General features: G+C 64.0%; 21 protein-coding genes. 14 read left to right on the top strand and 7 right to left on the bottom strand.

All coding sequences use genetic code 11. The features are described 5' to 3' along the window. Positions 1 to 47: 47 nt before the first annotated feature. The 6 genes from IVA75_RS37860 (at position 48) to IVA75_RS37885 (ending at position 6,963) form a co-directional block, all read left to right on the top strand. Entirely contained in the window at positions 48 to 1,469 is a 1,422-nt protein-coding gene (locus tag IVA75_RS37860) for an amidase (protein ID WP_247288939.1), read from the top strand. A gap of 84 nt (positions 1,470 to 1,553) precedes the next feature. Then, positions 1,554 to 2,504, top strand: a complete 951-nt coding sequence (locus tag IVA75_RS37865) for an ABC transporter permease (RefSeq protein WP_247288940.1) — start codon at positions 1,554 to 1,556, stop codon at positions 2,502 to 2,504. After that, positions 2,501 to 3,394 (top strand): ABC transporter permease, encoded by an 894-nt coding sequence (locus IVA75_RS37870; RefSeq protein ID WP_247288942.1) that lies wholly within the window; start codon positions 2,501 to 2,503, stop codon positions 3,392 to 3,394. The genes IVA75_RS37865 and IVA75_RS37870 overlap by 4 nt, the downstream gene beginning before the upstream one ends. 2 nt (positions 3,395 to 3,396) lie before the next feature. Beyond that, positions 3,397 to 4,410 (top strand): ABC transporter ATP-binding protein, encoded by a 1,014-nt coding sequence (locus tag IVA75_RS37875; RefSeq protein WP_247288944.1) that lies wholly within the window; start codon positions 3,397 to 3,399, stop codon positions 4,408 to 4,410. After that, positions 4,407 to 5,411: an oligopeptide/dipeptide ABC transporter ATP-binding protein gene (locus IVA75_RS37880; protein WP_247288945.1), complete on the top strand. Its 1,005-nt coding sequence runs from the start codon at positions 4,407 to 4,409 to the stop codon at positions 5,409 to 5,411. Before IVA75_RS37875 ends, IVA75_RS37880 begins: the two co-directional genes overlap by 4 nt. Positions 5,412 to 5,466: 55 nt before the next feature. Continuing rightward, positions 5,467 to 6,963 carry an ABC transporter substrate-binding protein gene (locus tag IVA75_RS37885; protein ID WP_247288947.1) on the top strand — a complete coding sequence of 499 codons (1,497 nt, stop codon included), beginning with the start codon at positions 5,467 to 5,469 and terminating at the stop codon, positions 6,961 to 6,963. A gap of 138 nt (positions 6,964 to 7,101) precedes the next feature. Here IVA75_RS37885 and IVA75_RS37890 read toward each other — a convergent pair whose 3' ends face one another. Further along, positions 7,102 to 7,281 carry a hypothetical protein gene (locus IVA75_RS37890; protein WP_247288950.1) on the bottom strand — a complete coding sequence of 60 codons (180 nt, stop codon included), beginning with the start codon at positions 7,279 to 7,281 and terminating at the stop codon, positions 7,102 to 7,104. 254 nt (positions 7,282 to 7,535) lie between these two features. Here IVA75_RS37890 and IVA75_RS37895 point away from each other — a divergent pair, with 254 nt between their 5' ends. After that, positions 7,536 to 9,212, top strand: coding sequence for a methyl-accepting chemotaxis protein (locus tag IVA75_RS37895; protein WP_247288952.1), 1,677 nt, complete (start codon positions 7,536 to 7,538; stop codon positions 9,210 to 9,212). Positions 9,213 to 9,320: 108 nt separating this feature from the next. Further along, positions 9,321 to 9,653, top strand: a complete 333-nt coding sequence (locus tag IVA75_RS37900) for a hypothetical protein (protein WP_247288954.1) — start codon at positions 9,321 to 9,323, stop codon at positions 9,651 to 9,653. Here the strand turns inward: IVA75_RS37900 and IVA75_RS37905 are convergent. Continuing rightward, positions 9,591 to 10,544: a helix-turn-helix domain-containing protein gene (locus IVA75_RS37905; protein WP_247288956.1), complete on the bottom strand. Its 954-nt coding sequence runs from the start codon at positions 10,542 to 10,544 to the stop codon at positions 9,591 to 9,593. The two genes, IVA75_RS37900 and IVA75_RS37905, sit on opposite strands and share 63 nt — an antisense overlap. A 137-nt stretch (positions 10,545 to 10,681) precedes the next feature. On the opposite strand from IVA75_RS37905, the gene IVA75_RS37910 reads away from it, so the two are divergent. The 5 genes from IVA75_RS37910 to IVA75_RS37930 all read left to right on the top strand — a co-directional run bounded on the left by IVA75_RS37910 (position 10,682) and on the right by IVA75_RS37930 (position 16,024). Further along, positions 10,682 to 11,332, top strand: coding sequence for a response regulator (locus IVA75_RS37910; RefSeq protein ID WP_247288957.1), 651 nt, complete (start codon positions 10,682 to 10,684; stop codon positions 11,330 to 11,332). Positions 11,333 to 11,784: 452 nt separating this feature from the next. Continuing rightward, positions 11,785 to 12,870: a cytochrome c peroxidase gene (locus IVA75_RS37915; protein WP_247288959.1), complete on the top strand. Its 1,086-nt coding sequence runs from the start codon at positions 11,785 to 11,787 to the stop codon at positions 12,868 to 12,870. A 17-nt stretch (positions 12,871 to 12,887) separates the two neighbouring features. After that, positions 12,888 to 13,208 carry a plastocyanin/azurin family copper-binding protein gene (locus IVA75_RS37920; protein ID WP_027569212.1) on the top strand — a complete coding sequence of 107 codons (321 nt, stop codon included), beginning with the start codon at positions 12,888 to 12,890 and terminating at the stop codon, positions 13,206 to 13,208. A gap of 26 nt (positions 13,209 to 13,234) precedes the next feature. Next, positions 13,235 to 14,893 (top strand): methyl-accepting chemotaxis protein, encoded by a 1,659-nt coding sequence (locus tag IVA75_RS37925; protein WP_247288961.1) that lies wholly within the window; start codon positions 13,235 to 13,237, stop codon positions 14,891 to 14,893. Between the two features lie 156 nt (positions 14,894 to 15,049). Next, on the top strand, positions 15,050 to 16,024 hold the full coding sequence (locus IVA75_RS37930) for a magnesium transporter CorA family protein (RefSeq protein WP_247288963.1): 975 nt from the start codon (positions 15,050 to 15,052) through the stop codon (positions 16,022 to 16,024). 44 nt (positions 16,025 to 16,068) lie between these two features. Here the strand turns inward: IVA75_RS37930 and IVA75_RS37935 are convergent, their stop codons facing one another. Together IVA75_RS37935 and IVA75_RS37940 are read right to left on the bottom strand one after the other, a co-directional pair. Then, positions 16,069 to 16,695 carry an alpha/beta hydrolase gene (locus tag IVA75_RS37935; protein WP_247288964.1) on the bottom strand — a complete coding sequence of 209 codons (627 nt, stop codon included), beginning with the start codon at positions 16,693 to 16,695 and terminating at the stop codon, positions 16,069 to 16,071. Next, the gene (locus IVA75_RS37940; protein WP_247288966.1) at positions 16,692 to 17,630 is read right to left on the bottom strand and encodes a ring-cleaving dioxygenase; all 939 of its coding nucleotides are present in this window, start codon (positions 17,628 to 17,630) and stop codon (positions 16,692 to 16,694) included. Before IVA75_RS37940 ends, IVA75_RS37935 begins: the two co-directional genes overlap by 4 nt. 129 nt (positions 17,631 to 17,759) lie before the next feature. Here IVA75_RS37940 and IVA75_RS37945 point away from each other — a divergent pair, with 129 nt between their 5' ends. Beyond that, entirely contained in the window at positions 17,760 to 18,671 is a 912-nt protein-coding gene (locus IVA75_RS37945; RefSeq protein ID WP_247288968.1) for a LysR family transcriptional regulator, read from the top strand. Positions 18,672 to 18,723: 52 nt separating this feature from the next. Here the strand turns inward: IVA75_RS37945 and IVA75_RS37950 are convergent, their stop codons facing one another. From IVA75_RS37950 to IVA75_RS37960, 3 genes are all read right to left on the bottom strand, one after another. Then, complete coding sequence (locus IVA75_RS37950) at positions 18,724 to 19,605, bottom strand: alpha/beta hydrolase (protein WP_247289108.1); 882 nt, start codon at positions 19,603 to 19,605, stop codon at positions 18,724 to 18,726. A gap of 75 nt (positions 19,606 to 19,680) precedes the next feature. Beyond that, on the bottom strand, positions 19,681 to 22,356 hold the full coding sequence (locus IVA75_RS37955; protein ID WP_247359733.1) for a hybrid sensor histidine kinase/response regulator: 2,676 nt from the start codon (positions 22,354 to 22,356) through the stop codon (positions 19,681 to 19,683). Continuing rightward, a complete protein-coding gene (locus tag IVA75_RS37960; RefSeq protein ID WP_247288972.1) occupies positions 22,353 to 23,384 on the bottom strand; it encodes an ABC transporter substrate-binding protein in 1,032 nt (343 codons plus the stop codon). The genes IVA75_RS37955 and IVA75_RS37960 overlap by 4 nt, the downstream gene beginning before the upstream one ends. Positions 23,385 to 23,436 lie beyond the last annotated feature (52 nt).

Below are 23,436 nucleotides of genomic sequence, written 5' to 3' on the forward strand. Positions count from 1 at the left end.
CTGTCAATGCAATCGGCCACGGCGGCCGGCTTCGGAGCGATGTGACGATGAACGGCGATCCTTGCCTGCTATCCGCAACCATGCTGCGCGGCCTCATCGCGACAAAGCAGATCTCGCCCGTCGAACTCGTCAGCGCGGTGCTCGCCCGTGCCGAGGCGTTCCAGCCTGAGCTGAACTGCTTCATCACGATCTGCGGCGACGAGGCGCTTGCCGCCGCGCGCGAGGCCGAGCGCAAGGTGATGGCCGGCGAGCCGCTCGGCCTGCTGCACGGCATCCCCGTCACCGTCAAGGACATCGTCAACACCAGGGGCGTCAAGACCACCTTCGGCGCCGTTCCCTACAAGGACAATGTTCCGAACGAGGATGCCGTCGCGGTTGCAAGGCTGCGCGCGCAAGGCGCGATCCTGATCGGCAAGACCACGACGCCCGAATTCGGCAGCAAGTGCCTGACCGACTCGCCCCTGTTCGGCCGCACCCGCAATGCGTGGAGCGCCGAGCGCTCGCCGGGCGGCTCCAGCGGCGGCGCGGCGGTGGCGGTGGCGAGCGGCATCGCGCCGCTTGCGATCGCGACCGATGGCGGCGGCTCGACGCGGATTCCCGCCGCCTGCAACGGCGTGGTCGGGCTGAAGCAGAGCAACGGCGTAATCCCGCACAGCCAGGCGCTGGACGCGTTCGGCAACCAGACCTATGTCACGCCGATGACGCGGACCGTCGCCGACACCGCGTTGATGATGCAGGCGATGGCCGGCGAGGAGTCTTGCGATCCCTGGTCGATCGGCGTTCCCGTGCCCGACTTCATCGGCGCGGCCGCCCCGCGCGGCGATCTGCGTGGGCAGAAAATCCTGTACTGCCTGTCGCCGCCCGGACGCCCTGTCTCTGCCGATGTCGCAGCCGGCTTCAAGGCCAGCCTCGATCGGCTCGCGGGCCTGGGTGCCGAGCTCAAGGAATTTTCGGGCGAGGGGTTCGACATCGAGCCGATCTGGCGCGCCATCAATCACACGGTCTGGCGCACGCGCTTTGCCAAACTCGCGGCCGAGCAAGGGGAAGCGCTGAGCGAGGCCTTCCTCAAGCAGCTTGCGCTTGCCACCGACGTCAGCGGCGTCGCCTATCAGGAGGCGATGTTCGCGCGCACGGCGCTGTTCCGCCGGGTGCAATCCCTGCTTGCGCGCGGGCATCTGCTGGCGATGCCAACCATCACCCGCACCGCCCTGCCGATCGATCAGGACCTGTTCGGCACCATCGAGATCGACGGCAAGCACTTTGACAGCGTCCGGCCGCACTGGTTCCCCTGGACCATGCCGTTCAACATGACCGGACACCCCGCGATCAGCCTGCCCTGCGGCTTCGGCCGCGACGGCCTGCCGATCGGATTGCAACTCGTCGGCCGCTTCCGCGCTGATGCGGACTTGCTGCGCGTGAGCGCGCTGTTCGAGGCCTCGCAAGGCCTTCTGTCCCGCTGGCCCGGTTGAGCAGATGGGGATGCAGCAAAGCACTTGCCTCCGGTGCCCGGACATGTTGATCGTGCAACGGATGAGCCCTGAATCCGAGCGCGCATGAGCGTATTTGTCCTCCGACGTCTGCTGACCTTGCTGGCGACGCTGGTCGGCGCATCCGTGATCATTTTCCTGGTGCTGGATGCTCTCCCGGGCAACGCTGCGCAGATGCTGATGGGCGCCGACGCCTCGCCAGATGCGGTCCGCGCGCTCACGGTCAAGCTCGGGCTCGATCAGCCGCTGGCGGTTCGCTATTTGCAATGGGTCAAGGGGCTGCTGGTCGGCGATCTCGGCAACTCCTATGTCTACGGTACGCCGGTTGCCGCCTTGATCGCGGAGCGGCTGGTGCTGACCATTCCGCTCGCAATAATGTCCATGCTGATCACGGTGACGCTGGCGCTGTCGGCCGGCATCTACACCGCCGCCAACCACAACAAGCTCGGCGACGTCGGCGTGATGTCGCTGACGCAGGTCGGCATCGCGCTGCCGAATTTCTGGTTCGCGATCCTGCTGGTGCTGTTGTTTTCGGTGCGGCTGCAATGGCTGTCCGCGGGCGGCTTTCCCGGTTGGGAGGACGGCATCTGGCCCGGCATCAAATCGCTGCTGCTGCCGGCGGTGTCGCTCGCGGTGGTGCAGGCCGCGATCCTCGCACGCGTCACGCGCTCGGCGGTGCTGGAAGTGCTGCGTGAAGACTTCGTCCGCACGGCGCGCGCGAAGGGCCTCGGCAAGCGCGAGGTGCTGTGGAAACACGTGCTGCGCAACGCCATGATCCCCGTGATGACGGTGATGGGGCTGCAATTCGCCAATCTGCTCGCCGGCACCATCGTGATCGAGAACGTGTTCTATCTACCCGGCCTCGGCCGCCTGATCTTCCAGTCGATTGCCAACCGCGACCTCATCGTGGTGCGCAACTGCGTGATGCTGCTCGCGACCATGGTCGTCATCGTCAATTTCGTGGTCGACGTGCTCTATGCCTTCGTCGATCCCCGCATCAAGGTCCACGATCTGTGAGCGCGCCGCTGACCACCCTCGTCGAGGCGCCGGCCTTAGCGCGCCCTCTGCCGGCCCGGACGTTCTGGCGCCGCGCGCTGCGTCATCGCAGCTTCGTGCTCGGTGGTGCGCTGAGCGTGCTGGTTCTCGCCTCGGCGCTGCTGTCGCTGCTGTGGACGCCCTGGTCGCCCTATGAGATCGACATCGCGTCAAAGCTCCGGCCGCCCTCGGCCGCGCACTGGCTCGGCACCGACGTCTTCGGCCGCGACATCGTTTCGCTGCTGCTCGCCGGCGCCCGCTCCACCATCATGGTCGGCATCATCGCGGTGAGCATCGGTCTCACCTTCGGCGTCTGTCTCGGCCTGATCGCCTCGGCGAAGCGTGACTGGACCGAGGAGATCATCATGCGCTTCTCCGATTTCACCTTCGCCTTTCCGGCCGTGCTGTCCGCCATCATGCTCGCCGCGGTCGTGGGGCCCGGCATGGTGACCTCGATCGTCGCCATCGGCATCTTCCAGATCCCGACGCTGATCCGGCTGACGCGCGGCTCGGCCAACGCGATCTGGGCGCGCGAATTCGTGCTGGCCGCGCGCGCGGCAGGCAAGGGCAAGTTTCGCATCACCATCGAGCACGTGCTGCCCAACATCCTGTCGATCCTGATCGTGCAGGCGACAATCCAGTTTGCACTCGCGATTCTTGCCGAGGCCGCCTTGTCCTATCTCGGTCTCGGCACGCAGCCTCCGCAGCCGTCCTGGGGACGGATGCTGAACGACGCGCAGACGCTGCTGTTCCAGTCGCCGATGCTCGCGGTCTATCCGGGCGCTGCGATCGCGATCGCGGTGCTCGGCCTCAACCTGCTCGGCGACGGACTGCGCGATCTGCTCGATCCACGACTGGCGCGGGAGCGATGACGATGGGCGAGCGCTCGACCATGCCGTTGATCGAGGTCAAAAATCTCGGCGTGCGCCTCAACACCAGCCGCGGGCCGGCACAGGCCGTGCGCGGCGTCAGCTTCGCCCTGAAGCGCAGCGAGACGCTCGGGCTCGTCGGCGAATCCGGCTGCGGCAAGTCGGTGACGGCGTTGTCGCTGATGGGGCTGCTGCCGGACAGCGCGGTCGTCACCGGCAGCATCAAGCTGGATGGCGGCGAACTCGCTGGATTGTCGGACGCGGACTATTGTCGCTTGCGCGGCAATCGCATCAGCATGATCTTCCAGGAGCCGATGACCGCGCTCAATCCGATGCACACGATCGGACACCAGGTCGCCGAGCCGCTGCGGCGTCACAGGAAATTTTCGGCATCGCAGGCGCGCAAGGAAGCGATCGCCTTACTCGACCGCGTTGGATTGCCCGATCCGGCGAGGCGCGTCGACGCCTATCCGCACCAGTTTTCCGGTGGCCAGCGTCAGCGCGTCACCATTGCGATGGCGCTCGCCTGCGAGCCCGACCTTCTGATCGCGGACGAGCCGACCACGGCGCTCGACGTCACCATTCAGGGCCAGATCCTCGACCTCATCGCCGACCTCGTCGAGGAGCGCGGCATGTCGATGATCCTGATCTCGCACGATCTCGGCGTCATCGCCGAGAACGTGCAACGGATGATGGTGATGTACGGCGGCACGATCATCGAGAGCGGGCCGACCGACGAAGTGTTCCGCCGGATGGGCCATCCTTATACGCAGGGCCTGTTCCGCGCCCGACCGAAACTCGGCGCACGCAAGGGGACGCGGCTGACGACGATATCCGGCTCGGTGCCGGAGCTCGCCGATCTGCCTTCCGGTTGCACCTTCGCCGATCGGTGTCCGCTCGTGATCGAGCAGTGCCGGGCCGCGCTTCCACCGATGGTGGACGTCGGACCCGGCCACTTCGTGCGCTGCATCCGGACGGACGTCTCCATGGCCGAACGCATCGGAGCGCTGACCGCATGAGCACGGCGCCTCTTCTCGACGTGAAGGATCTCGAGCAGCGCTACACGCTGCCGCGCGAAAGCGTGTTTCGCCCGCCGGGGCAGGTGCGCGCGCTCAACGGTGTGAGCGTGCGGGTCGACGCCGGCAAGAGCCTCGGCATCGTCGGCGAGTCCGGTTCAGGCAAGTCGACCTTTGCGCGTGTGGTGATGGCGCTGGAACGGCCGACATCGGGGCAGGTCGCGCTGCTCGGCCGCGACCTCAACCGCATCTCCGCTGACGAGCTGCGCCGCGCCCGCCGCGATTTCCAGATGGTGTTCCAGGATCCCTACGGATCGCTGGACCCACGCCAGACCATCGCGCGCGTCGTTGCCGAACCGCTCACCGTGCTGGAAGACGCCGACCGGAATACGTTCCGCGAGCGCGTCTCCGCAGCGCTGCGGCAGGTGGGGCTGCGCGATGCCGACATGGAGAAATATCCGCACGAATTCTCCGGCGGCCAGCGCCAGCGCATCGCTATTGCGCGCGCGCTGATCACCCAGCCGAAGCTGATCGTCGCCGACGAGCCGGTCTCGGCGCTCGACGTTTCCGTGCAGGCGCAAGTCTTGAATCTGATGCAGGACCTCCAGGAACAGTTCGGCCTCAGTTACGTCCTGATCAGTCACGACCTCGCCGTCGTCGACTATCTCTGCGACGAGGTCGCGGTGATGTATCTCGGCCGCATCGTCGAGCAGGGCAGGCCAGAGGATTTGTTCGAGCGCTGCGCCCATCCCTACACGCGAGCACTGCTGGACGCCGTGCCGCGGGTGCGCGCCGGTGGCGGCCGGCGGCGGCGCGGGGCCCAGGCGATCGCCTCGCAATCGGCGGCGGCGACCGGCTGCCCCTATGTCTCGCGATGCGCGCTCGCCGACCAGCATTGCCGCGAGGTTCTGCCTGAGCTACGCAAGGTGGGCGAGACGCATCTGGCCGCCTGCCATAAGGCGGAAGCCGTGATGGCGTTGCCGCAATTGCCCGTGGAAGGTTAGCGTCCGCGGCGGGATTGGCGTAGGCTTGAGACGAGACAAGGCCGGGGAGTTACGCATGTTCAGGAAACTATCGATCGTCGCATTCGCCGCCGCGCTTGCCGTGGCTCCGTTGCCGGTGCTGGCGCAGTCCAAGAAGGACAGCGTCGTCATGGCGATGGCGCTGGAGCCGCCCGGGCTCGATCCCACCAATGCCGCCGCCGCCGCGATCGCCGAGGTCACGCTCTACAACATCTATGAGACCCTGACCAAGATCAACGAGGACGGCACCACGTCGCCCCTGCTGGCGGAGAGCTGGACCGCATCGCCCGATCTGAAGACCTATACGTTCAAGCTGCGCAAGGGCGTCAAGTTCCACAATGGCGAGCCGTTCGACTCCGCGGCCGTGAAATTCTCGTTCGAGCGCAATGCTGTCGCCACCAGCACCAACAAGGACAAGAGCCTGTTCCAGAGCTTCGAGAAGGTCGACGCGCCCGACGCCGATACGGTCGTGATCAGCCTGAAGAATTCCGAGCCGAACCTGCCGTTCCTGCTGGGGCAGGCGAGCGGCTCGATCGTCGAGCCGAAGAGCGCTGCCACCAATATCACGCAGCCGGTCGGGACCGGGCCCTTTCAGCTCGGTGCGTGGGCCAAGGGCTCCTCGATGACCCTGACCAAATGGGCCGACTACCGCAACGCCGCCGCGATCAAGCTCTCGAAGGTGACGATCCGCTTCATCTCCGATCCGTCGGCGCAGACGGCCGCGCTGCTGTCGGGCGACGTCGACGCGTTTCCCCGGGTGTCGGCCCAGCGCACCATCGCGCAGTTCAAGGCTGATCCGCGCTTCAACGTTATGGTCGGCGGCTCCAGGGCGAAGACCATCGTCGGTATCAACCATCGCAAGAAGCCGCTCGACGACGTTCGCGTGCGCCGTGCGATCCTCGCCGCGATCGATCGCAAGGCGATGATCGACGGCGCCGTCGATGGTTTCGGTACGCCGATCGGCAGCTTCTACGTCCCGACCGCGCTCGGCTATGTCGACACCACAGGCATCAACCCCTACGATCCCGAGAAGGCCAAGAAGCTGCTCGCCGAGGCCGGAATCACCACGCCGCTCGAGCTGTCGCTGAAGCTGCCGCCGCCGTCCTACGCGCGGCAGGGCGGCGAGATCCTCGCAGCCCAGCTCGCCAAGGTCGGCATCATCGCCAAGATCGAGAACGTCGAATGGGCGCAATGGCTGTCGCAGGTATTCGCCGGCAATGGTCCGCACAATTTCGACCTCACCATCGTCAGCCATGTCGAGCCGTTCGATCTCGTCAAGATCACCGAGCCGGACTACTATCTCGGCTACAACAACGACGCCTTCAACGCGCTCTACAAGCAGATCGTGTCGACGCCGGATGAAGCCGCCCGTGTCAAGCTTCTCGGCGACGCCCAGCGGATGCTGGCAACCGACGCGGTCTCCGGCTATTTGTACCAGCCGCAGCTGATCACCATCACCAACAAGAAGCTGAAGGGCGTCTGGAAGGACGTGCCCCAATACGAGAACGATTTCTCGACATGGGCGTGGGAGTAGGGTCGCGCAGGTCGATTGCCTGATTTCGGTGACGATCTCTCCCAACGGAAGAGATCGTCACGAGGCCGGTCCAAACAAAAACCTGAAAAACAACCCCATGCACAGTAGCCGAGGGTAGTTGTTTCAATGACTTGCGCGTCACGCCATCGAATGGCTTCGCGTAGCGCGATGCCGTTGACGCGTCGGGCAAAACACTGGCATGATGGCATCATCGCAGAACTCGTCGGCCGCCGTCGCCACCACATGCCAGGTCTGCCCGGACGAGGTGAAGATCTGACCGGCCGTCTCGATTGCGAGCAAACCTTGCAGGCGCGTCATCGCCAAGACCTCGTGACCAGGCAGACCAAAACCAACCTTGGTCTTCCAAGCAGCGTCTCTCGCTTCTTTCCCGCTGACTCACAACAGACCGTCTGTCTCACGTCAGTCTGAGCCGGAGCGCCGCAGTTGAACGCGCCGCCCGGCATCTGCTGCGGCAATCCCGTAGTCACACGATGGTCATCGGTTAGCTTTCGTCAACCAACTCGAACAAGGATGCAGGGCGTTTTATTAACCCTTTGCTTGCGGGAGCAAACATGCGCCTGAGTGTTAAAATTTGCCTACTTGGAATCGTTTCCCTCCTTGTGCTCCTTCTAATGGCGCAGGCATGGATGGCACTTTCCCGCGCGGCAGCGCTAAATGCGAATGCGGAAGACCTTGCCACCAATTGGTTGCCTGCGACGAAAGCGCTGGGTGACGTCAAGTATTGGTCGACACGCGGCCGGGTCGCCGGCAGCCGCCTGATCGTGACCACCGACCCGTTGCAGCGCAGAACTACAGAAGGGCAGCTCTCGCAATATATGGCTAATGCCGAGAAGGCCGCGAAGGTCTATGAGGCTACCATCGTATCGCCTCAGGAAAGGGCGCTTTGGGATAAGTTCCAGCAAAAGTCAGGTTTCTATAAGAATGAGCAGGATCGCATCCTGATGCTGGCCGCGAGTGATCCGGCCAAGGCGATAAGCGACTACAATGGCTTGGGGAGTGCAGCGTTCAGTGAGGCGCAGAACGCCATCGACGCCGTTGTCGAATTCAATGAGAAGGGTGCCGCTCAGGCCGTTTCAGAGGCACGCGGCAGCTATTCGCTCGCAAAACTGGTGACGTTCACGGTCGGGGGCGTCGCACTCTTGATGGGTCTCGTCGCTGCATGCTTTGTGTTGATGCGGGTGACTTCGCCGCTCCAGCGGCTGAACGGCACGATGCGGACTATCGCCGACGGGAACCTCGACACCGAAGTCGTATATACGACGCGCAACGACGAAATCGGCGACATGGCCAAGGCACTCCTCGTTTTCAGGGAGAACGGCCTGCGCGTGCGCCGGATGGAGGATGAGCAAAAGGCCAACGAGCAGGCGGAAGCAAGGCGTCGCAAGCTGGAAATGGAGAAGCTTGCCAACGAGTTCGAGCACGCTGTCGGCGAGATCGTGGACGCCGTGGCGTCCGCTTCTACCGAGCTGGAAGCCTCAGCCAACACGTTGACCCATTCCGCGACACGTGCTCAGGAGGTCACCACGACCGTTGCCGCCGCGTCCGAGCAGGCTTCTGCCAACGTCCAGTCGGTTGCGAGCGCAACGGAAGAACTGTCGACGTCGGTTAACGAAATCGGCCGGCAGGTTCAGGAATCGGCGCGGATGGCTGGCGAAGCCGTCGGCCAGGCCCGCAACACAATGAACCAGGTCAGCGAGCTGTCGCGGGCCTCGACCCGCATTGGCGATGTGGTTGAGCTCATCAACACGATCGCCGGACAGACCAACCTGCTGGCGCTGAATGCAACGATCGAGGCAGCGCGGGCCGGCGATGCGGGCCGCGGCTTTGCAGTGGTTGCCTCCGAGGTGAAGGCGTTGGCCGAGCAGACCGCGCGGGCAACCGGCGACATCGGACAGCAGATCACCAGCATTCAGGCCGCAACGCAGGAATCCGTCACGGCGATCAAAAGTATCAGCGGTACGATCGAACGACTTTCTGAAATTTCGTCGACCATTGCGGCAGCGGTGGAGGAACAGGGCGCCGCCACTCAGGAGATCGCGCGCAATGTCCAGCAGGCGTCCCAGGGCACTCAGCAGGTTTCCTCCAACATCGTCGACGTTCAGAGGGGGGCGACGGAGACGGGCGGGGCGTCCAGCCAGGTGCTGTCCTCGGCGCAATCACTGTCCTCCGACAGCAACAGGCTGAAAGCTCAGGTACAGCGGTTCCTCTCCACCGTACGCGCCGCCTGATCTGAAAAGCAACGGGCGCCTGGTGAACGCCAGGCGCCATCCCGTTCTCTCCAGTATCGATTGTCCAAGATGTCGAACGTCACAACCTTGCACCTTAGCGAGCCTGTGTTGAAACAGCGTCTCATCGCAGCCGATCTCATTGCGCAAAGCAAGGAGACCAGGGAAAAGAGGGAAAAATTTGCACCGTGCTTCGCCGAACTGGAATCGACCACCGAAGCGTTGAACGGTGCGAAGCGGCACGGCTATCGCATGCGCTTTCGGCGGCTTCAGAGGGAGCTGAAAGCTGCCCTCGAGGAGCTGGTGCTGTTGGAGAAGCAGCTCTGCGACATTCGCCGATACGTCGCGCGCCAAGCCGTGGCCGAAACGAAGGGGCCGCTTTCACCGGCTTTCTTTGAGCTTTCGGAGGTCGCTGGGCAAAATTCCATAAGCTCTTTTGAATGATCGGCTGAAGTGGGTCAGGTCCGAAAATCCCCAGCCGAGAGCGATGTCACTGACTGAACGGTGTATTTGTCTCGGGTCTTCCAGCGCGTGGCGGCATCGCGCCAATCGCTTGGTTTGGACGAGCCGCATGAGTGAGCTGCCCTGCGTTCCGAGCAATCTGTTGGCTTGGCGAACGCTAATTCCGACACGTTCGGCGATTCGCTCCGGCGTGAGGTCGGTATTCTGCAATCTCGCCTCGATGACGCGGTGAATGTGCCAGACAAGGCGCGATTTATTGGCCGGAAGTTGCGTTGGCCTATCGACCGCGTTCCCGAGGGAGAGCGCAATCAAGTCGATTGCCTGCGTCGAGATGGTTTCCTCGCTTGTCCTATCGAGTGTACCGCTCAGCTGTTCCAGCTTGGCTGCAAAGAATAGGGTTAGGCGCTCCTGCGGACCCAACGGAGCGATGCGGCAAGCCGCAATATCGAAGTTCGTACCGAGTCTTGCTTCAAGTTCCGTTCGCGGAACTTTGATGATGAGCGTGGACGACTGATCGAGAAAGTGCATCGTGTGGGCGAGCCGCGGGTCCACACACGCGAGTGAGCCTGCGTCCAAGGACACCCTGCGATCGCTTTGTTCCAGCAGGATTCGACCAGCGAGCAAACAGAATAACAGGATTTCGCTGGGGTCCGAGCAGGCCGCATGCCGGTTTGTGGAAGCGACCTGAATCTCGGAGTTACATGATCTAACCAGGCCCAGCGACCCAACGCGTCCGACCGACAGCTCTGCTTTGAAACCGTCGCGAGAGGAAATCGAGGAGTCGTGGTCGGCGATCCGCTCGCGCGTGGCAGCTTGCCAATAGTCGAAACGGTCCCGCGGATGCACGTCTGCGGTGGAGAATGCGACCTCCATAAATCTCCTCCCAATTCCCCGTTGGCCGATGGATTGGACCCAACAAGCCGAGCGGATGAACCGCGCCTGTTTAAGCGTCGATGCAAAGCCTCGCTCGATTCGGCGAGCATCAGCACTGACCTTTTGGCATACAGCATATGAATCGCGCGAGACGTAATTGTACGGGTAGTCCTTCCGTTCAAGTGCCTGCCGGACCTGTTCTGGTGCTGGATGACGAACCCGCGGTCTGGCAGACGGTCTCGCTCGTGCTCACCAGGGCGGGGTTCGATGTGATCGGCTGCAGCGATCCGAAGTCATTCATTGCGTTGTGCCTCGATTCCAATCCTTCTTGCGTCCTCGTCGACGTCGTTCTGAATGACACTTCGGGGTTGGAAATACTGAGGGAACTCCGGAACCGAGGTTTTGATCGGCCCATCATCATGGTGTCCGGTTGCAGCGACGTCGTAACGGCTGTCCGCGCGATCAAGCAGGGCGCCTTTGATTTTATCGAGAAGCCATTTCGGGGCAACGACCTCGTTGCGCGGGTTGCGGCAGCTCTGAAACCTGGGGAGTCCAGGAGCTCGGGGCCTGTGTTTCATTTCCCCGGACGGCCGCCGCTCACGGTTCGCGAGCGGGAAGTTCTGTCCGAGCTGATCGGCGGGAGGTCGACCAAGGAGATCGCAGACCGCATGGATCTGAGCCCACGCACCATCGAGAGCCATCGGGTCAATATCATGCAGAAGGTCGGCGCGAAAAATCCCGCCGAGCTGGTGCGCCTTGCGATTACGGCGAAGCGTTCCGGCACGTGAAGACAATTTCGACTGTACCATCGGCAGGCATGTCGAGCCGCGGCCTCTGGCACCTTGTACCAAGTTGAGCCCTGAACAGGATCGCTGCTCAAGCAGGATCGCCAAGTCGTCCGGCTATCCATTCTTGGCCGCGGATTGCTCTTGCGCCGCAATTCAATTGCCACTGCTTCCCGGTTCACGCGCGCGGAGGCGCACGCACCGGGAAAGGCTAAATACTCCGTATTGACATGGTGCCAACTCAGACGGCCCACCCTGCAACTTCGGTATCATGACGGTTGTTGCCGCTTTTTCCTGCAATTTGTATTTGCTGGTTTGCCGAAAATACATGCCGATCTGCTGGCGCCAACATTTTATTTTAACGATCTGCCTCTATTTTCATCACGCCAGAAGGGCGGTGCATTGCCTCGAAGGTTTTCCAGTGTCGCGAATGACACCCTCTCGAGGGACATTGCATGCCGATGTTCGGCTCCTCACGTTATACCATCTTCGCCGCCGCAGTCGCATCGGCCGGTATTGGCGCTATCGGCTTCAGCACGATCGGTTTCGGCGCAGCCGTCATCGGTGAAAGCCGCAAGGTCGAGATCACACAGAAGGCGCCGGGCGGGCTCGACGCCCTCAAGGCCCTGTATCGCAGACCCTCGACAATCCCGTTCCCGAAAGAAAATCCGTACACGCCAGAGAAAGCCGCGCTCGGCAAGAAGCTGTATTTCGACACCCGCCTCTCGGTGACATCGGCGCAGTCCTGCGCGAGCTGCCACAGCCCCGGGTTCGGCTGGGGCGACGGGCTGGCGGTCGGCGTCGGCCACGGCATGGCGAAGCTCGGGCGTCATTCACCGACCATCGTCAACGCGGCCTGGAGCGCCATCTTCATGTGGGATGGCCGTCTTCCGACACTGGAGGAGCAGGCGCTCGGCCCGATCCAGTCCCCCGGCGAAATGAACATGAAGCTCGACGAGCTCATGCAGCGGCTTTCCGGCATTCCCGAATATAAACCGATGTTCGAGGCCGCGTTCCCGGGCGAGGGAATCAAGGCCAAGACGCTGGGCCAGGCGATCGCGACCTATGAGCGTACCGTCGTCTCCGAACGGGCGCCGTTCGACGGCTGGATCGAGGGCGACGAGAAGGCGATCTCGGAAGATGCCAAGCGGGGCTTTGCCGTGTTCAATGGCAAGGCGCAGTGCGCAGCGTGTCACGAAGGCTGGAACTTCACCAATGAGGGTTTTCAGGACATCGGGCTGCCAAGCAGCGACGTCGGCCGTGGCGAGTACCTTCCCGGTGTCATCAAGATGAAGCACGCCTTCAAAACCCCGGGCCTTCGCGAGATCAGCCGCCGCAGCCCCTTCATGCACGACGGCTCGCTCGCAACGCTCGAAGAGGTCATCGAGCACTACGATCACGCGGGTATCGATCGACCTAGCCGCTCGGATCTCATGCGCCCTCTCGAACTGACAGCGCAGGAGAAGGCCGATCTCGTTGCGTTCCTCAAGACATTGACCAGCGAACTCGCCCCGACGGCCGTGCCGGTCCTGCCGCGCTAAATTTAAAAGGATACCCCATGCGTGCACTTGCTCTGTTCACTTGCGTCATCGTCAGCGGGCTTTCGGTAGGCGCTTATGCGGCCACCGAAGTCATCCACCAGCAGGGGCGCGTCTTCTCAGCCGAGAACATCTCGGTCAAGAAGGGCGCTGCCGTCACGTTTTTGAACGATGACACGGTGCCCCACAACATCATGTCGGCCAGCAAGGGCAACGAATTCAACCTCGGATCGCAGGCGCCCGGTACCTCGACGGACGTCAGCTTCAAGGATGCCGGCGAGGTCCTGGTGATCTGCGCCATCCATCCGCGCATGAAGATGATGGTGAAGGTAACTGACTAACGACCACGTGGCGCCGGAGATTGATGATGTCGATACGCTACAAGATATTCGGTGCCTTCAGTGTCGTGATCCTGCTGGCCTGCGGGATCGCGTTCTACGGCATACGCGCCATCGGCAATTCCGGCGATCTGGTGATCCGTCTCTATGACGGGCCGCTGATGGGGATCAACCATGCGCGGGCCGCCCACGCGGCGCTGCATGAGGCCCGCCTCGTGCTCCAGCGAAACCTGCTCGCGGGCAGCTCGGGCGAACAGGTCAAGAAGTTCGAGGATCTGGTGCGCAGCAGCTTCGAAGATCTGAAAGTCGTGCGCGAACGCACCTCATCGCCGAATGTCACGAATGTCCGCGAGAAGGTCGAGGGCCAGCTCAAGGAGTGGTCCAGCGGCGCGCTGAAGATTCTCAAGTCGTCCGCCGGCGGTACAACGGAGATTCCGACCAGCTTCCTGCTCGCGCAACAGGGCGACCGGTTGATGACGTCGATCGACGATCTCGTCGAGCTTGTCGCGGCTTACGGCTATGAATATCGCACGGAGGCGGAAGCAGCGGTCAATTCGGCCCGCACCACGATGGTGTCAGTGGCGGTCGGGACGGCGCTGATCGGACTCGTCATCGCGCTCGCCTTCACTTACTCGATGAGCCGGCCGATTTCGGCCGCAGTCCGGATCGCTGAACGCGTGGCAGCCGGCAACTTCATGGACGATATATCCGTCCGTCGTCGCGACGAGCTTGGTCGGCTCCTGAAGTCTCTGGCCGTGATGCAATCCAGCCTGAAAGCCCGCGCCGATGAGGACTTGGCCTTGATCGCCGCCAAAGATCAGAGCAGCGCCGCGCAGATCGGCCGCCGGCAACGTGTGGAGGCCGAGATCGATGCGTTCCGCGCCGCCTTCAGCTCCGTGCTCAGCCACACCGACCGCATGACCGGGGAGTTGACGGACACGGCGCAGAACCTGGCCGAGACGGCGCGCGTCGCTGGCACACGTTCGAGCGAGGCGGCTTCGACTGCCAAGGAAACGTCCTGCAACGTCCAGACCGTTGCGAGCGCCGCGAGCGAACTCGGTGAGTCCGTGCAGGCCATTAGCTCTCAGCTGGCCGACGCCTCCACAATCGTCCAACGCGCCTCCGGTATGGCGGAGTCCGCCAACCAGACCATCGGCAGGCTCGCAAGCGCGGCACAGCAGATCGACGAAGTGGTCGGCTTCATCCGGACCATTGCCGGACAGACCAACCTGCTTGCGCTCAACGCCACCATCGAGGCCGCGCGGGCCGGCGAGGCGGGTCGGGGCTTTGCCGTCGTCGCGTCGGAGGTCAAGGCGCTTGCAACCCAGACTGCGAAGGCAACCGAGGAGATTTCGTCGCAAATCAACGAGGTGCAGTTGGCGACACGGCAGGCAGTCGACAACGTTGGAGCGATCGCCTTGATCATTGGCGACATCGACAGTTTCACAGGCCGGATCGCCGCGGCTGTCAGTCAGCAGAATGCGGCGGCGGGAGAGATCTCCAGAAGTATCGGTCAGGCCGCGACTGGTACGGCCCAGGTTGCCCGAAGCATTGCCGGAACGGCCGAAGCTACGGATAATGCCAACCGTTCCGCCGACATGGTTCTGGCAACCGCCCACGATCTGTCCAGCCAGGCGGCACTGCTGCGCTCGTCGGTGAATCGCTTCCTCGCCAACGTGGCGGCTTGAGCAGTCCTTGCGTTGATTTCAGTTGGCGATCGCGGCCCGCTCTTCAGCTCGGGTCCGCGCGGCAAAGGCACTGAACGTTTGTAACCGTCAGACGTTAGCCCGGTGGATGGCAGCCCAATGAACCATCCGGCGTGACGACGTACGGAGTTCGGTTCCTTGCTCAAACTGTACAGGTGGCCGTCCGACGACTGGCAGAAGATCGGCGCGCAGATGCCGTCCGAGATCATCTGGGCTGATCTTTTGGACGCGACCGCAGAAGAAAAGCAGTTCGTCGAACGATTGCTCGGGATACGCGTTCCGTCCGAGGATTCGCTCAGCGAGATCGAAGCGTCGAGCCGCCTGATCCTCGACAACGGCACGCTCTATCTCAGCTCGCCTGCGGTCCGGCTTAACGAGGACAACGAGGCCGAGATCACGCCCGTGGGATTCGTCATCGGCCCGCGCGTGCTGGTGACGGTGCGCTTCGCGCAGCTGCCGATCTTCGACGACATCGGCAAGCGCATCGGTTCCGATGACAGCCTGGAGAACGGCATGTGCGTGTTCACCAGCCTGGTCGAGGCCATGGTCGACCGCGGCGCCGATGTCCTTGAGCATCTCGGCGCGAAGGTCGACAGGCTCTCGCGGGGCGTCTTCAAAGGCGGGCTCGTTCGCACCAAGCGGCCGGTCCGCTCCAGCCGCAGGATGCGCGAGGCGCTGGAAAACATCGGCGAGTTGGCGGATCGGCTCGCCAAGGCGCGCGATGTCCTGCTTGGTGTTGGCCGCATCGCATCATTCGCCGGCGATGTCGGCGGTGAATGGATCACTGCCGCCTCGAAGAAGCGCCTCGAAGCCGTCTCCAAGGATGTCGTCTCGCTCGGCGATTACGAGACGCGATTGTCGGACAAGATCCAGCTTCTGCTCGATGCGGTGCTCGGCTTCATCAACATCCAGCAGAACGAGCTGTTCAAGATATTGACGATCGTCTCGGTCGTCGGCGTGCCGCCCACGATCATGGTCGGAATCTGGGGCATGAACTTCAAGCACATGCCGGAGCTGGACTGGACGTTCGGCTATCCGCTGGCGTGGCTTGCCATCATCGCCGGCGGCGTGCTGCCGCTGATCTGGTTCAAGCGGCGCGGCTGGTTCGAATGAAGCCGCGGCGCACCGTTCGAAAACGATGCGCCGCTTTTTCCGGATCAGGCGACTTCGGCGGCGAGTTTGCCGATCCAGTCGCGGGCGAGCGTCACGTCCGCTTGCGACAATTGATGGCCCGCCGGCAACACCTTGTGTTCGACCCGCGCTCCGGCTCCCGACAACAACGAGGCTAGCTTCGCGGAATTGCTCGGCGGAACGATCGGATCAGCCTGCCCTGAGAGAAGCAGGACGGGCTTGCCGCCGAGCTCAGCCTTCGGCGGATCCGACAGCGGCACCATGGCGCGGAGCAGGATCGCGCCTGCCAGCACGTCCGGCTCCAGCAGCAACAGCGCGGCTGCGATGTTGGCGCCGTTGGAGAAGCCGACCGCGACCGGCGCGGCGATGCCGTAGCGCTGCCGTGCCTCGGCGACAAAGCCGCCGAGTTCGTGCGCGCGGCGGCGCACGTCGCCTTCGTCGAACACGCCCTCCGCGAGACGGCGGAAGAAGCGCGGCATGCCGTGCTCGAGCACGCGGCCGCGCGGCGAGAGCAGGGCCGCGCCGGGCGAGATCATCTTGCCAAGCCCGAGCAGGTCGTTCTCGTCGCCACCGGTGCCGTGCAGCAGCAGGAGCGGAGGGGAGCCCGCGCTGGTCGCGGGCTCGTAGCGATGGATGAATGCGCTCTCGGTCATGCCACGGTCTCCTCCAGGTTCGGCAGTACGCCCTCGATCTGCTTGCGGTGCGCTTCGAGGAAGCTTGGCAGCTTCAGGTCTCGTCCCAGCGTCGCGACGGGCTCGTCGACGGCGAAGCCGGGGATGTCGGTCGCGATCTCGAACAGCACGCCGCCGGGCTCGCGGAAGTAGATCGAGCGGAAGTAGTTGCGGTCCCGCTGCTCGGTCGGGTGCAGGCCGTGATTGCTCACGAGCTTCTGCGCCATCTGGCCCTGCTCGGCATCATCGACCGCGCGGAAGGCGATGTGGTGCACCGAGCCGCCACCCTGATGGCCGCGCAAAAAGCCCTTGGCCTCGTAGATGTCGACGACGCTGCCCTCGACATCGCCGGCTGCCTTGAAGCGGATCACGGAGCCTTCACGGCCCGTTTCCTTGAAGCCGAACACGTCGGTGAGGACGGCCGCCGTCTTCGCCGCGCTGTCGAGCAGCAGGGTCACGCCGTGGAAGCCGCGGATCGCGTGCTCGGCCGGCACGTCGCCATTGCTCCAGCCCGGCTCGTTCTCGGCGCCGGGGACGCCGACCAGCGCGAGTGCCATGCCATCAGGATCGGTGAACGGCAGCACGGATTCGCCGAAGCGCTTCTCCAGCGCCTCGTAGGCGATGTCCTTCTCGGTGAAGCGCTGGGTCCAGTAGCCGAGCGAGCGCTGCGGCACCCGGAAGGCGGTCTGATGGGTCTCACCGACGCCGCGGCGCCCGGCCGGTGCGCCGGCCCAGGGGAAGAAGGTCAGGATGGTGCCGGGGCGGCCGGTCTCGTCGCCGTAGTAGAAATGGTAGGTGCCGGGATCGTCGAAATTGACCGTCTTCTTGACGAAGCGCAGGCCGAGATCGCGCGTGTAGAAGCCGAAATTCCTGATGGGATCGCCGGCAATCGCGGTGACGTGGTGCAGTCCAGACATTGTCGTCCTCCAACATTCGGGGAGCGGTCTTGCTCTGGCCGGAAATATCGTGCCGCTTTGAATTGGAGACAATCCGTGGAATTATGACGTCTATGTCTACGATTTGGAACCAATCGCCGGGGCTGGCCCTTGGATAAGGTGGCCAGCCTCCGGGCCTTCGTGAAGGTGGTGGAAAGCGGCAGCTTTGCCGAAGCCGGCCGCCAGCTGCGGCTGTCGCGGTCGGCCATCAGCAAATACATCGCCGATCTCGAGGGCAGTCTCGGCGTGCAGCTCTTGAACCGGACCACGCGCCACGCCAGCCCGACCGAGATCGGCCAGCGCTATTTCGAGCGCGCCGTCGTGATCCTCTCGGAGATCGAGGCGGCAGACCAGGCCGTGACGCAGGCCCAGTCGGCGCCGCGCGGCCTGTTGCGCGTCAACGCCCCGATGTCGTTCGGCACCCTGCGGCTCGGGCCGGTGCTCGCCGATTTCATGGCGCGATATCCGGAGCTGCAGCTCCAGCTCGTGCTCAGCGACGACCTGCTCGATCCCGTCCAGGACGGTTTTGACGTGACGCTGCGGATCGCGGAATTGGAATCGTCGAGTTTGATCGCGCGAAAAATCATGCCGGTGGCCCGCATGATCTGCGCCTCGCCGGATTATCTGGCGCGTCACGGCACGCCGAAGCATCCGCAGGATCTGCGCGAGCACGCCGTGCTGACCTACGGCTTCCTGCTGACGGGCAATCAGTGGAAGCTCACCGGCGCCGATGGCGATCACTGGATCCAGCCGGCATGGTCGCTCTGCGTCAACAATGCCGAAGTGCTGCGTGATGTCGCGATCAAGGGCAGGGGGCTCGCGCTGCTCCCGGAGTTCATCGCCGCCGACGCCTTGAGGAAAGGCGAGCTGCGGACCGTGCTGGACGAGTATTCGGCGCCGCCGCTTGCGCTCTACGCGGTTTATCCGCCGACCCGGCATCTGTCGGTGAAGGTGCGGCTGTTCATCGATTTTCTGGTTGAGCGGTTTGGCCGGGAGGATGAAGCGTCGGGCCGATTAAAATGAGCCGCGCGGAAGGACCGAGCCGAGATATGTCGGCTCCGCGCGGCTCGCTGCTCTATTTTTTGGTATCGAGAAATTGGCGTATCGCCTTCACGGTTGCCGCCGGTTGCTCTTCCATCAGCCAATGACCGGCGTCCGGAATGACCAATTCGGTGACGTCAGTCGCGGCGCTTCGCATCACGACGGCCTCCGTCGCACCGAAGGATTTCTCGCCCCCGACGGCCAGCACGGGGATGGTCAACTTGGTCGCGATCGCCTTCTTGTTGTCCTCGGCGTCGGTTCGGATCGACCTGAACTGGGCGAACGCAGCACGCATGGCGCCCGGCCGCGCATAGAGCTCTGCGTAATGACGGCGTGTCGCTTCCGCGATCCTGGAGGGCGTCCCCGCGAAGTCATTCCAGAAGCGGTCGAGGTAGATGCGCTCGCGGCCCTTGACCAGCCGCTCCATGTCGGGGCCTCCGAGATCAAAATGCCAGAGCTGCGGGCTGCGAACGACCTCGTCCCACGGCGGCACCCCGGGTACCGGAGCATCCATGACGATCAGCTTCTCGGTCAGGTCGCGATACCGGGCCGCGTAGGCATAGGCCACCATGGTTCCGATGTCGTGGCCGACGACGGCGGCCTTTTCGATGCCGAGCGCTGCGAGAACGGCCCGCATGTCGGCCGCCTGGGTCCATTTGTCGTAGCCATTGTCGGGCTTGCTCGAGAGGCCCATACCGCGCAGATCGGGCACGACAACGGTGTGGTCGCGCACGAGGTCAGCGCCGAGCTTGACCCACATGTCGCCGGTATCACCAAAGCCGTGGATCAGGATCACGGCAGGCCCTTGGCCGCCGACGCGAACATGAATCTGCGTGCCGTTGGCCGCGATGGTTTTGGTTTTGAAGCTGGACGGGAACTGTTCGACCTCGGCGCGCGCGGCAGGAGCGAGCAGCATGAGAACAATGGCGAGACATTTTGCGCGCACCGGCGCCTCCTATCATCTTGTATTTCAGTCAGTGACCGAACGCTGTTAGGCCGGCCGAAGCAGATCGTCCAGCGCGCTCATCGAGGCCTTCCGAAGCGCGGCGATTTCGCGGGCGGCGCTCTGGCATTCGGGCGGGGACATCGTGACTGCCGCCAGCTCGATCTCACGGCAGAATTCGAACAGGCGGACGAGGCCGAGTGCGCTCGCGCCGCTGCCGAGTTGATGCGCGCAGCGCGCCAGCTGCGCGGGATCGCCGGTCACTGCTGCCCTGGTGATGTCCTCGACCAGCTTTTCGCTGGTCTCTTCCAGCAGGTCGTGGAGTTTTGCGATCTGCGCCGGGCCCAACAGCTCCTTCTGGTCATCGAGGAAATGCCGGTCGATCAAGGCGCCTGCGGCGAGTTGCGGCGCGGCGGGCTGGTTCTGGGCATCGTCCTCGATCGCCTCGCGCAGCGCATTGATCAGGATCGGCTTGCTGACGATCCTGGCAATGCCCGCGCCCGCGAGCCGCTCGCGGGCGCGGGGCGACATGTCGGCGGTCACCGCGATGATGCGTGGCATCGTCGGCAGACCGAGCTTTCGAATCCGCGATGCCGCCTCGACCCCGTCCATATCGGGCATGTGCAGATCCATCAGGATGATGTCGAAGGCTTGATCGCGAGCGAGTGCGATGGCCGACGCGCCGTTCGTGGCGATGGTGGTGGGGTGGCCGAGCCTCTTCAACATCGCTTCGCCGACCTCGCAATTGACGGGGTCGTCGTCGACCAGCAGGACGCGAAGCTGCCGCGAGGGCGGCTGGTCCGCGCCTTGCGCGATGCCGCTCGCGGCGAGGCCAAGCGGGACCTGCAGCATGAACGAGCTGCCCGTGCCCGTCGTGCTCGCCACCGTCAACTCGCCGCGCATCAGGCGGGTCAGGCGCCGCGCGATCGCCAGTCCAAGGCCGGTGCCGCCGAACCGCCGCGCGATGCTGTCGTCGGCCTGGACGAAATCTTCGAAAATCCGCTCGTGCATGTCGGGCGCGATGCCGATGCCGGTATCGCGAACGGTGATGCGCAGCAGGACATGATCGTCATGTGCCTCGGCGGCCGCGCTCAAGCCGATGCCGCCGCGCGGTGTGAACTTGATCGCATTGCCGATCAGGTTGAGCAGAATGCGATTGAGCCGCACCGGATCGCCGTGCACGGAGGTATTGACCGTCGCATCGCAGGCGAGATCGAAGGAGAGGCCCTTGTGAGAGGCCTGCGGGCGCATCAGGTCGGCCGCCGTTTCGATGAGCTGGTCGAGGCGGAAATCGCGGGTTTCCAGAGTCTCGGCGCTGGCCTCGAGGCGTGCATATTCGAGGATGCCGTCGACCAGCGCGATCAGCGTTTCGCCCGACGCGGCCGCGGTGGTGAGGTGGCGCCGTTGCGCTTCGCCGAGGCTGCCGTCGTCGAGCAGTTGCAGTACGCCCATGACGCCGTTCAGCGGCGTGCGCAGCTCGTGGCTGACGACCGCGAGAAAGCGCGATTTGGTCTCGTTGGCCGCCACCGCCGCGCTGCGCGCGCGCTCGGCGGCATCGTGCTCGGCAAGGGCCTGGTCGCGGGTCTTTTCCAGTTCGGAGGTGCGCTCGATCACCTTGCGCTCGAGCGTCGCATAGGATTCGCGCAAGTGAGCGGCCATCCGGTTGAACTGATCGCCGAGCGCCTCCAGCTCGTCACCGGTCTTGATCGCGAGCCGCAGGCCGAGGTCGCCGCTGCCGATCCGCCGCGCGCCCTGCGTCAGGATCTGGATCGGCACGGTCATGCGCCGGCTCAGAAAGAGAGAGACCAGCACCGCACATGCCAGCAGGATGACCAGGAGAAAAGTCGAGCGTCCGATCGACGCATAGATCGGTGCGTAGGCTTCGGTGAGCGGCAGCTCGACGAACACCAGCCAGCCCAGCGAGGGGACCGTCGCATAGGTCGACAGCACGCGTTGACCGGACAGATCCTCCTTGACCAGGCCGCCCGAGGGCGGCCCGACGCCATCGAGCGCGGCCCGGACGTCCGGATGGCCGGAGAGATCGCTGCGACGCAACGCCGGCCACAAATCGGGATGCGCGATCAACAACCCCATCCGATCGACCACGTAGGCCTTGCCGGTGTTGCCGACCCTGATCCCGGCGACGAGGTCCCAGATGAAGCGAAGATTGACCTCGGCGACAATCACATCGGGCGCGACGCCAGTTCCACGCGTGGCGAGCGTCATGAACGGCTCGGTGTCACCGAGGAAGTAGACCGGTCCGTAATAGGCGCGGCTTTCGTTGGCGCCGCGGAAGGCTTGCGAAGCGGAGAGATCGGCCTTGCTTCCGATCCTGTCCGCGACGCGGCGCGACACGCGGACCTGCTCGCGGCCGCGGGCGTCGAGCTCGGCGATTTCCGCGATCGCGGGCGAGAGGCGCAGGAGGCGGATGGCGTTCAGACGCTGGTCCTCGTTCGTGGACAGCTCCGGGGGCAGGCGCGAAAGCCATCTGATCTGGTTTTCGATCTGGCCAATGAACTGGCCGATCTGGATGGCGGCACTTGCTGCCTGCTCGCGCTGGGTCGCCGCCAGGAGCTGCTTCTGCTCGCGATAGGAGAACCAGACGTCGAAGCCCGTGTTGATGGCGAGCGCGGCAAAAGCGAGCGCGACGATCGAGTAGAGGTATTTGCGGAACAGCCGGCCGGGAGGTGGCCGCAAATCTCCCTGGTCGATCGTCTCGTTCACTCGCGGATCTCGTCGGCCCGCGCGAGCAGCGTGAATGGTATCGTCAAATCCAGCGTGCGGGCGACCGTGCGGTTGATCAGGAGCTCGTATTTCCGCGGCGATTGCACCGGCAGATCGCCGGCCTTGGTGCCGCGCAGGATGAGATCGACATAGTCAGCCGAGCGCACTTCGAGCGTCGGGCCATAGCTCATCAGCCCGCCCGCATCCATGAAGTAATGGAACGGGTAAATCGTGGGCACGCGATATTTGGCCGCCGCCGCCACCGCAGCCTGCCGGTGGACCACGAGGAAGCTGTCGACCAGCGCAATCATCGCCGCCTTGGGCGGTTCGGAGAAGGGCCTGACGGCTTCGTCTATCTCGGTTGGCGCGCTGACGGGCGCGGGGACCACGGACACGCCGGCCAGTGCTGCCTCTTGCTCGATGGAATCGAGGAAGAAGCGGCCGCCGCGAGGCGTGGTCGCCGGGTTGTACAGAATACCGACGCGCGCAAGATCCGGCACCGCCTCGCGAATGAGCTGAAGCCATTTGCCGCCCATCTCGGCGCTGCTGTTGGTGAAGCCGGTCACGTTGCCGCCGGGATGGGCGAGGCTTTCGACGAAGCCGTTGCCGACGGGATCGTTGGCGGTCGCGAACACGATCGGGATGGTTTTGGTGGCCGCCAGGACTGCTGCGGTTTCGACCGTCGAGCCGGTCAGGATCACATCCGGCTTGAGCGCCAGCAATTCCTGGACCGCGGTTTTCAGTCTGTCCGGCGCGCCGAAGGTCGAACGGAGTTCGAGGCGGAAATTGACGCCTTCGACCCAGCCTCGCTGCCTCAAGCCCACGATGAGGCCGCCCAGGCGGGAGGTCGGGCTGTCGATCATGCTCCTTCTGGTCAGTTCGTCGTCGAGCGGCAACGCCGTCAGCGATGCCACGATCCGCACGCGATCAGATGTTGCGCCCAGCGCCAGCCATCCTGCGGCGGTCGTGCCCGCAAGGCGAATGAACCCGCGGCGATCGACCGCGAGAGCGGAAGGCCGTTCGGTCATGAAAGTCTTTGCATGATGCTTTGCCCTAAGCCGATGCTTAGCGCGAACGGCC

Origin of the sequence: Bradyrhizobium sp. 134, from assembly GCF_023074155.1 — a bacterium.
Classification (GTDB): domain Bacteria; phylum Pseudomonadota; class Alphaproteobacteria; order Rhizobiales; family Xanthobacteraceae; genus Bradyrhizobium.

Coding starts and splice junctions, on each gene's coding strand:
- IVA75_RS37860 (WP_247288939.1), top strand. CDS start 48: ATGAACGGCGATCCTTGCCTGCTATCCGCAACCATGCTGCGCGGCCTC.
- IVA75_RS37865 (WP_247288940.1), top strand. CDS start 1,554: ATGAGCGTATTTGTCCTCCGACGTCTGCTGACCTTGCTGGCGACGCTG.
- IVA75_RS37875 (WP_247288944.1), top strand. CDS start 3,397: ATGGGCGAGCGCTCGACCATGCCGTTGATCGAGGTCAAAAATCTCGGC.
- IVA75_RS37880 (WP_247288945.1), top strand. CDS start 4,407: ATGAGCACGGCGCCTCTTCTCGACGTGAAGGATCTCGAGCAGCGCTAC.
- IVA75_RS37885 (WP_247288947.1), top strand. CDS start 5,467: ATGTTCAGGAAACTATCGATCGTCGCATTCGCCGCCGCGCTTGCCGTG.
- IVA75_RS37890 (WP_247288950.1), bottom strand. CDS start 7,281: ATGACGCGCCTGCAAGGTTTGCTCGCAATCGAGACGGCCGGTCAGATC.
- IVA75_RS37895 (WP_247288952.1), top strand. CDS start 7,536: ATGCGCCTGAGTGTTAAAATTTGCCTACTTGGAATCGTTTCCCTCCTT.
- IVA75_RS37905 (WP_247288956.1), bottom strand. CDS start 10,544: ATGGAGGTCGCATTCTCCACCGCAGACGTGCATCCGCGGGACCGTTTC.
- IVA75_RS37910 (WP_247288957.1), top strand. CDS start 10,682: ATGAATCGCGCGAGACGTAATTGTACGGGTAGTCCTTCCGTTCAAGTG.
- IVA75_RS37915 (WP_247288959.1), top strand. CDS start 11,785: ATGCCGATGTTCGGCTCCTCACGTTATACCATCTTCGCCGCCGCAGTC.
- IVA75_RS37920 (WP_027569212.1), top strand. CDS start 12,888: ATGCGTGCACTTGCTCTGTTCACTTGCGTCATCGTCAGCGGGCTTTCG.
- IVA75_RS37925 (WP_247288961.1), top strand. CDS start 13,235: ATGTCGATACGCTACAAGATATTCGGTGCCTTCAGTGTCGTGATCCTG.
- IVA75_RS37935 (WP_247288964.1), bottom strand. CDS start 16,695: ATGACCGAGAGCGCATTCATCCATCGCTACGAGCCCGCGACCAGCGCG.
- IVA75_RS37940 (WP_247288966.1), bottom strand. CDS start 17,630: ATGTCTGGACTGCACCACGTCACCGCGATTGCCGGCGATCCCATCAGG.
- IVA75_RS37950 (WP_247289108.1), bottom strand. CDS start 19,605: ATGCTGCTCGCTCCTGCCGCGCGCGCCGAGGTCGAACAGTTCCCGTCC.
- IVA75_RS37960 (WP_247288972.1), bottom strand. CDS start 23,384: ATGACCGAACGGCCTTCCGCTCTCGCGGTCGATCGCCGCGGGTTCATT.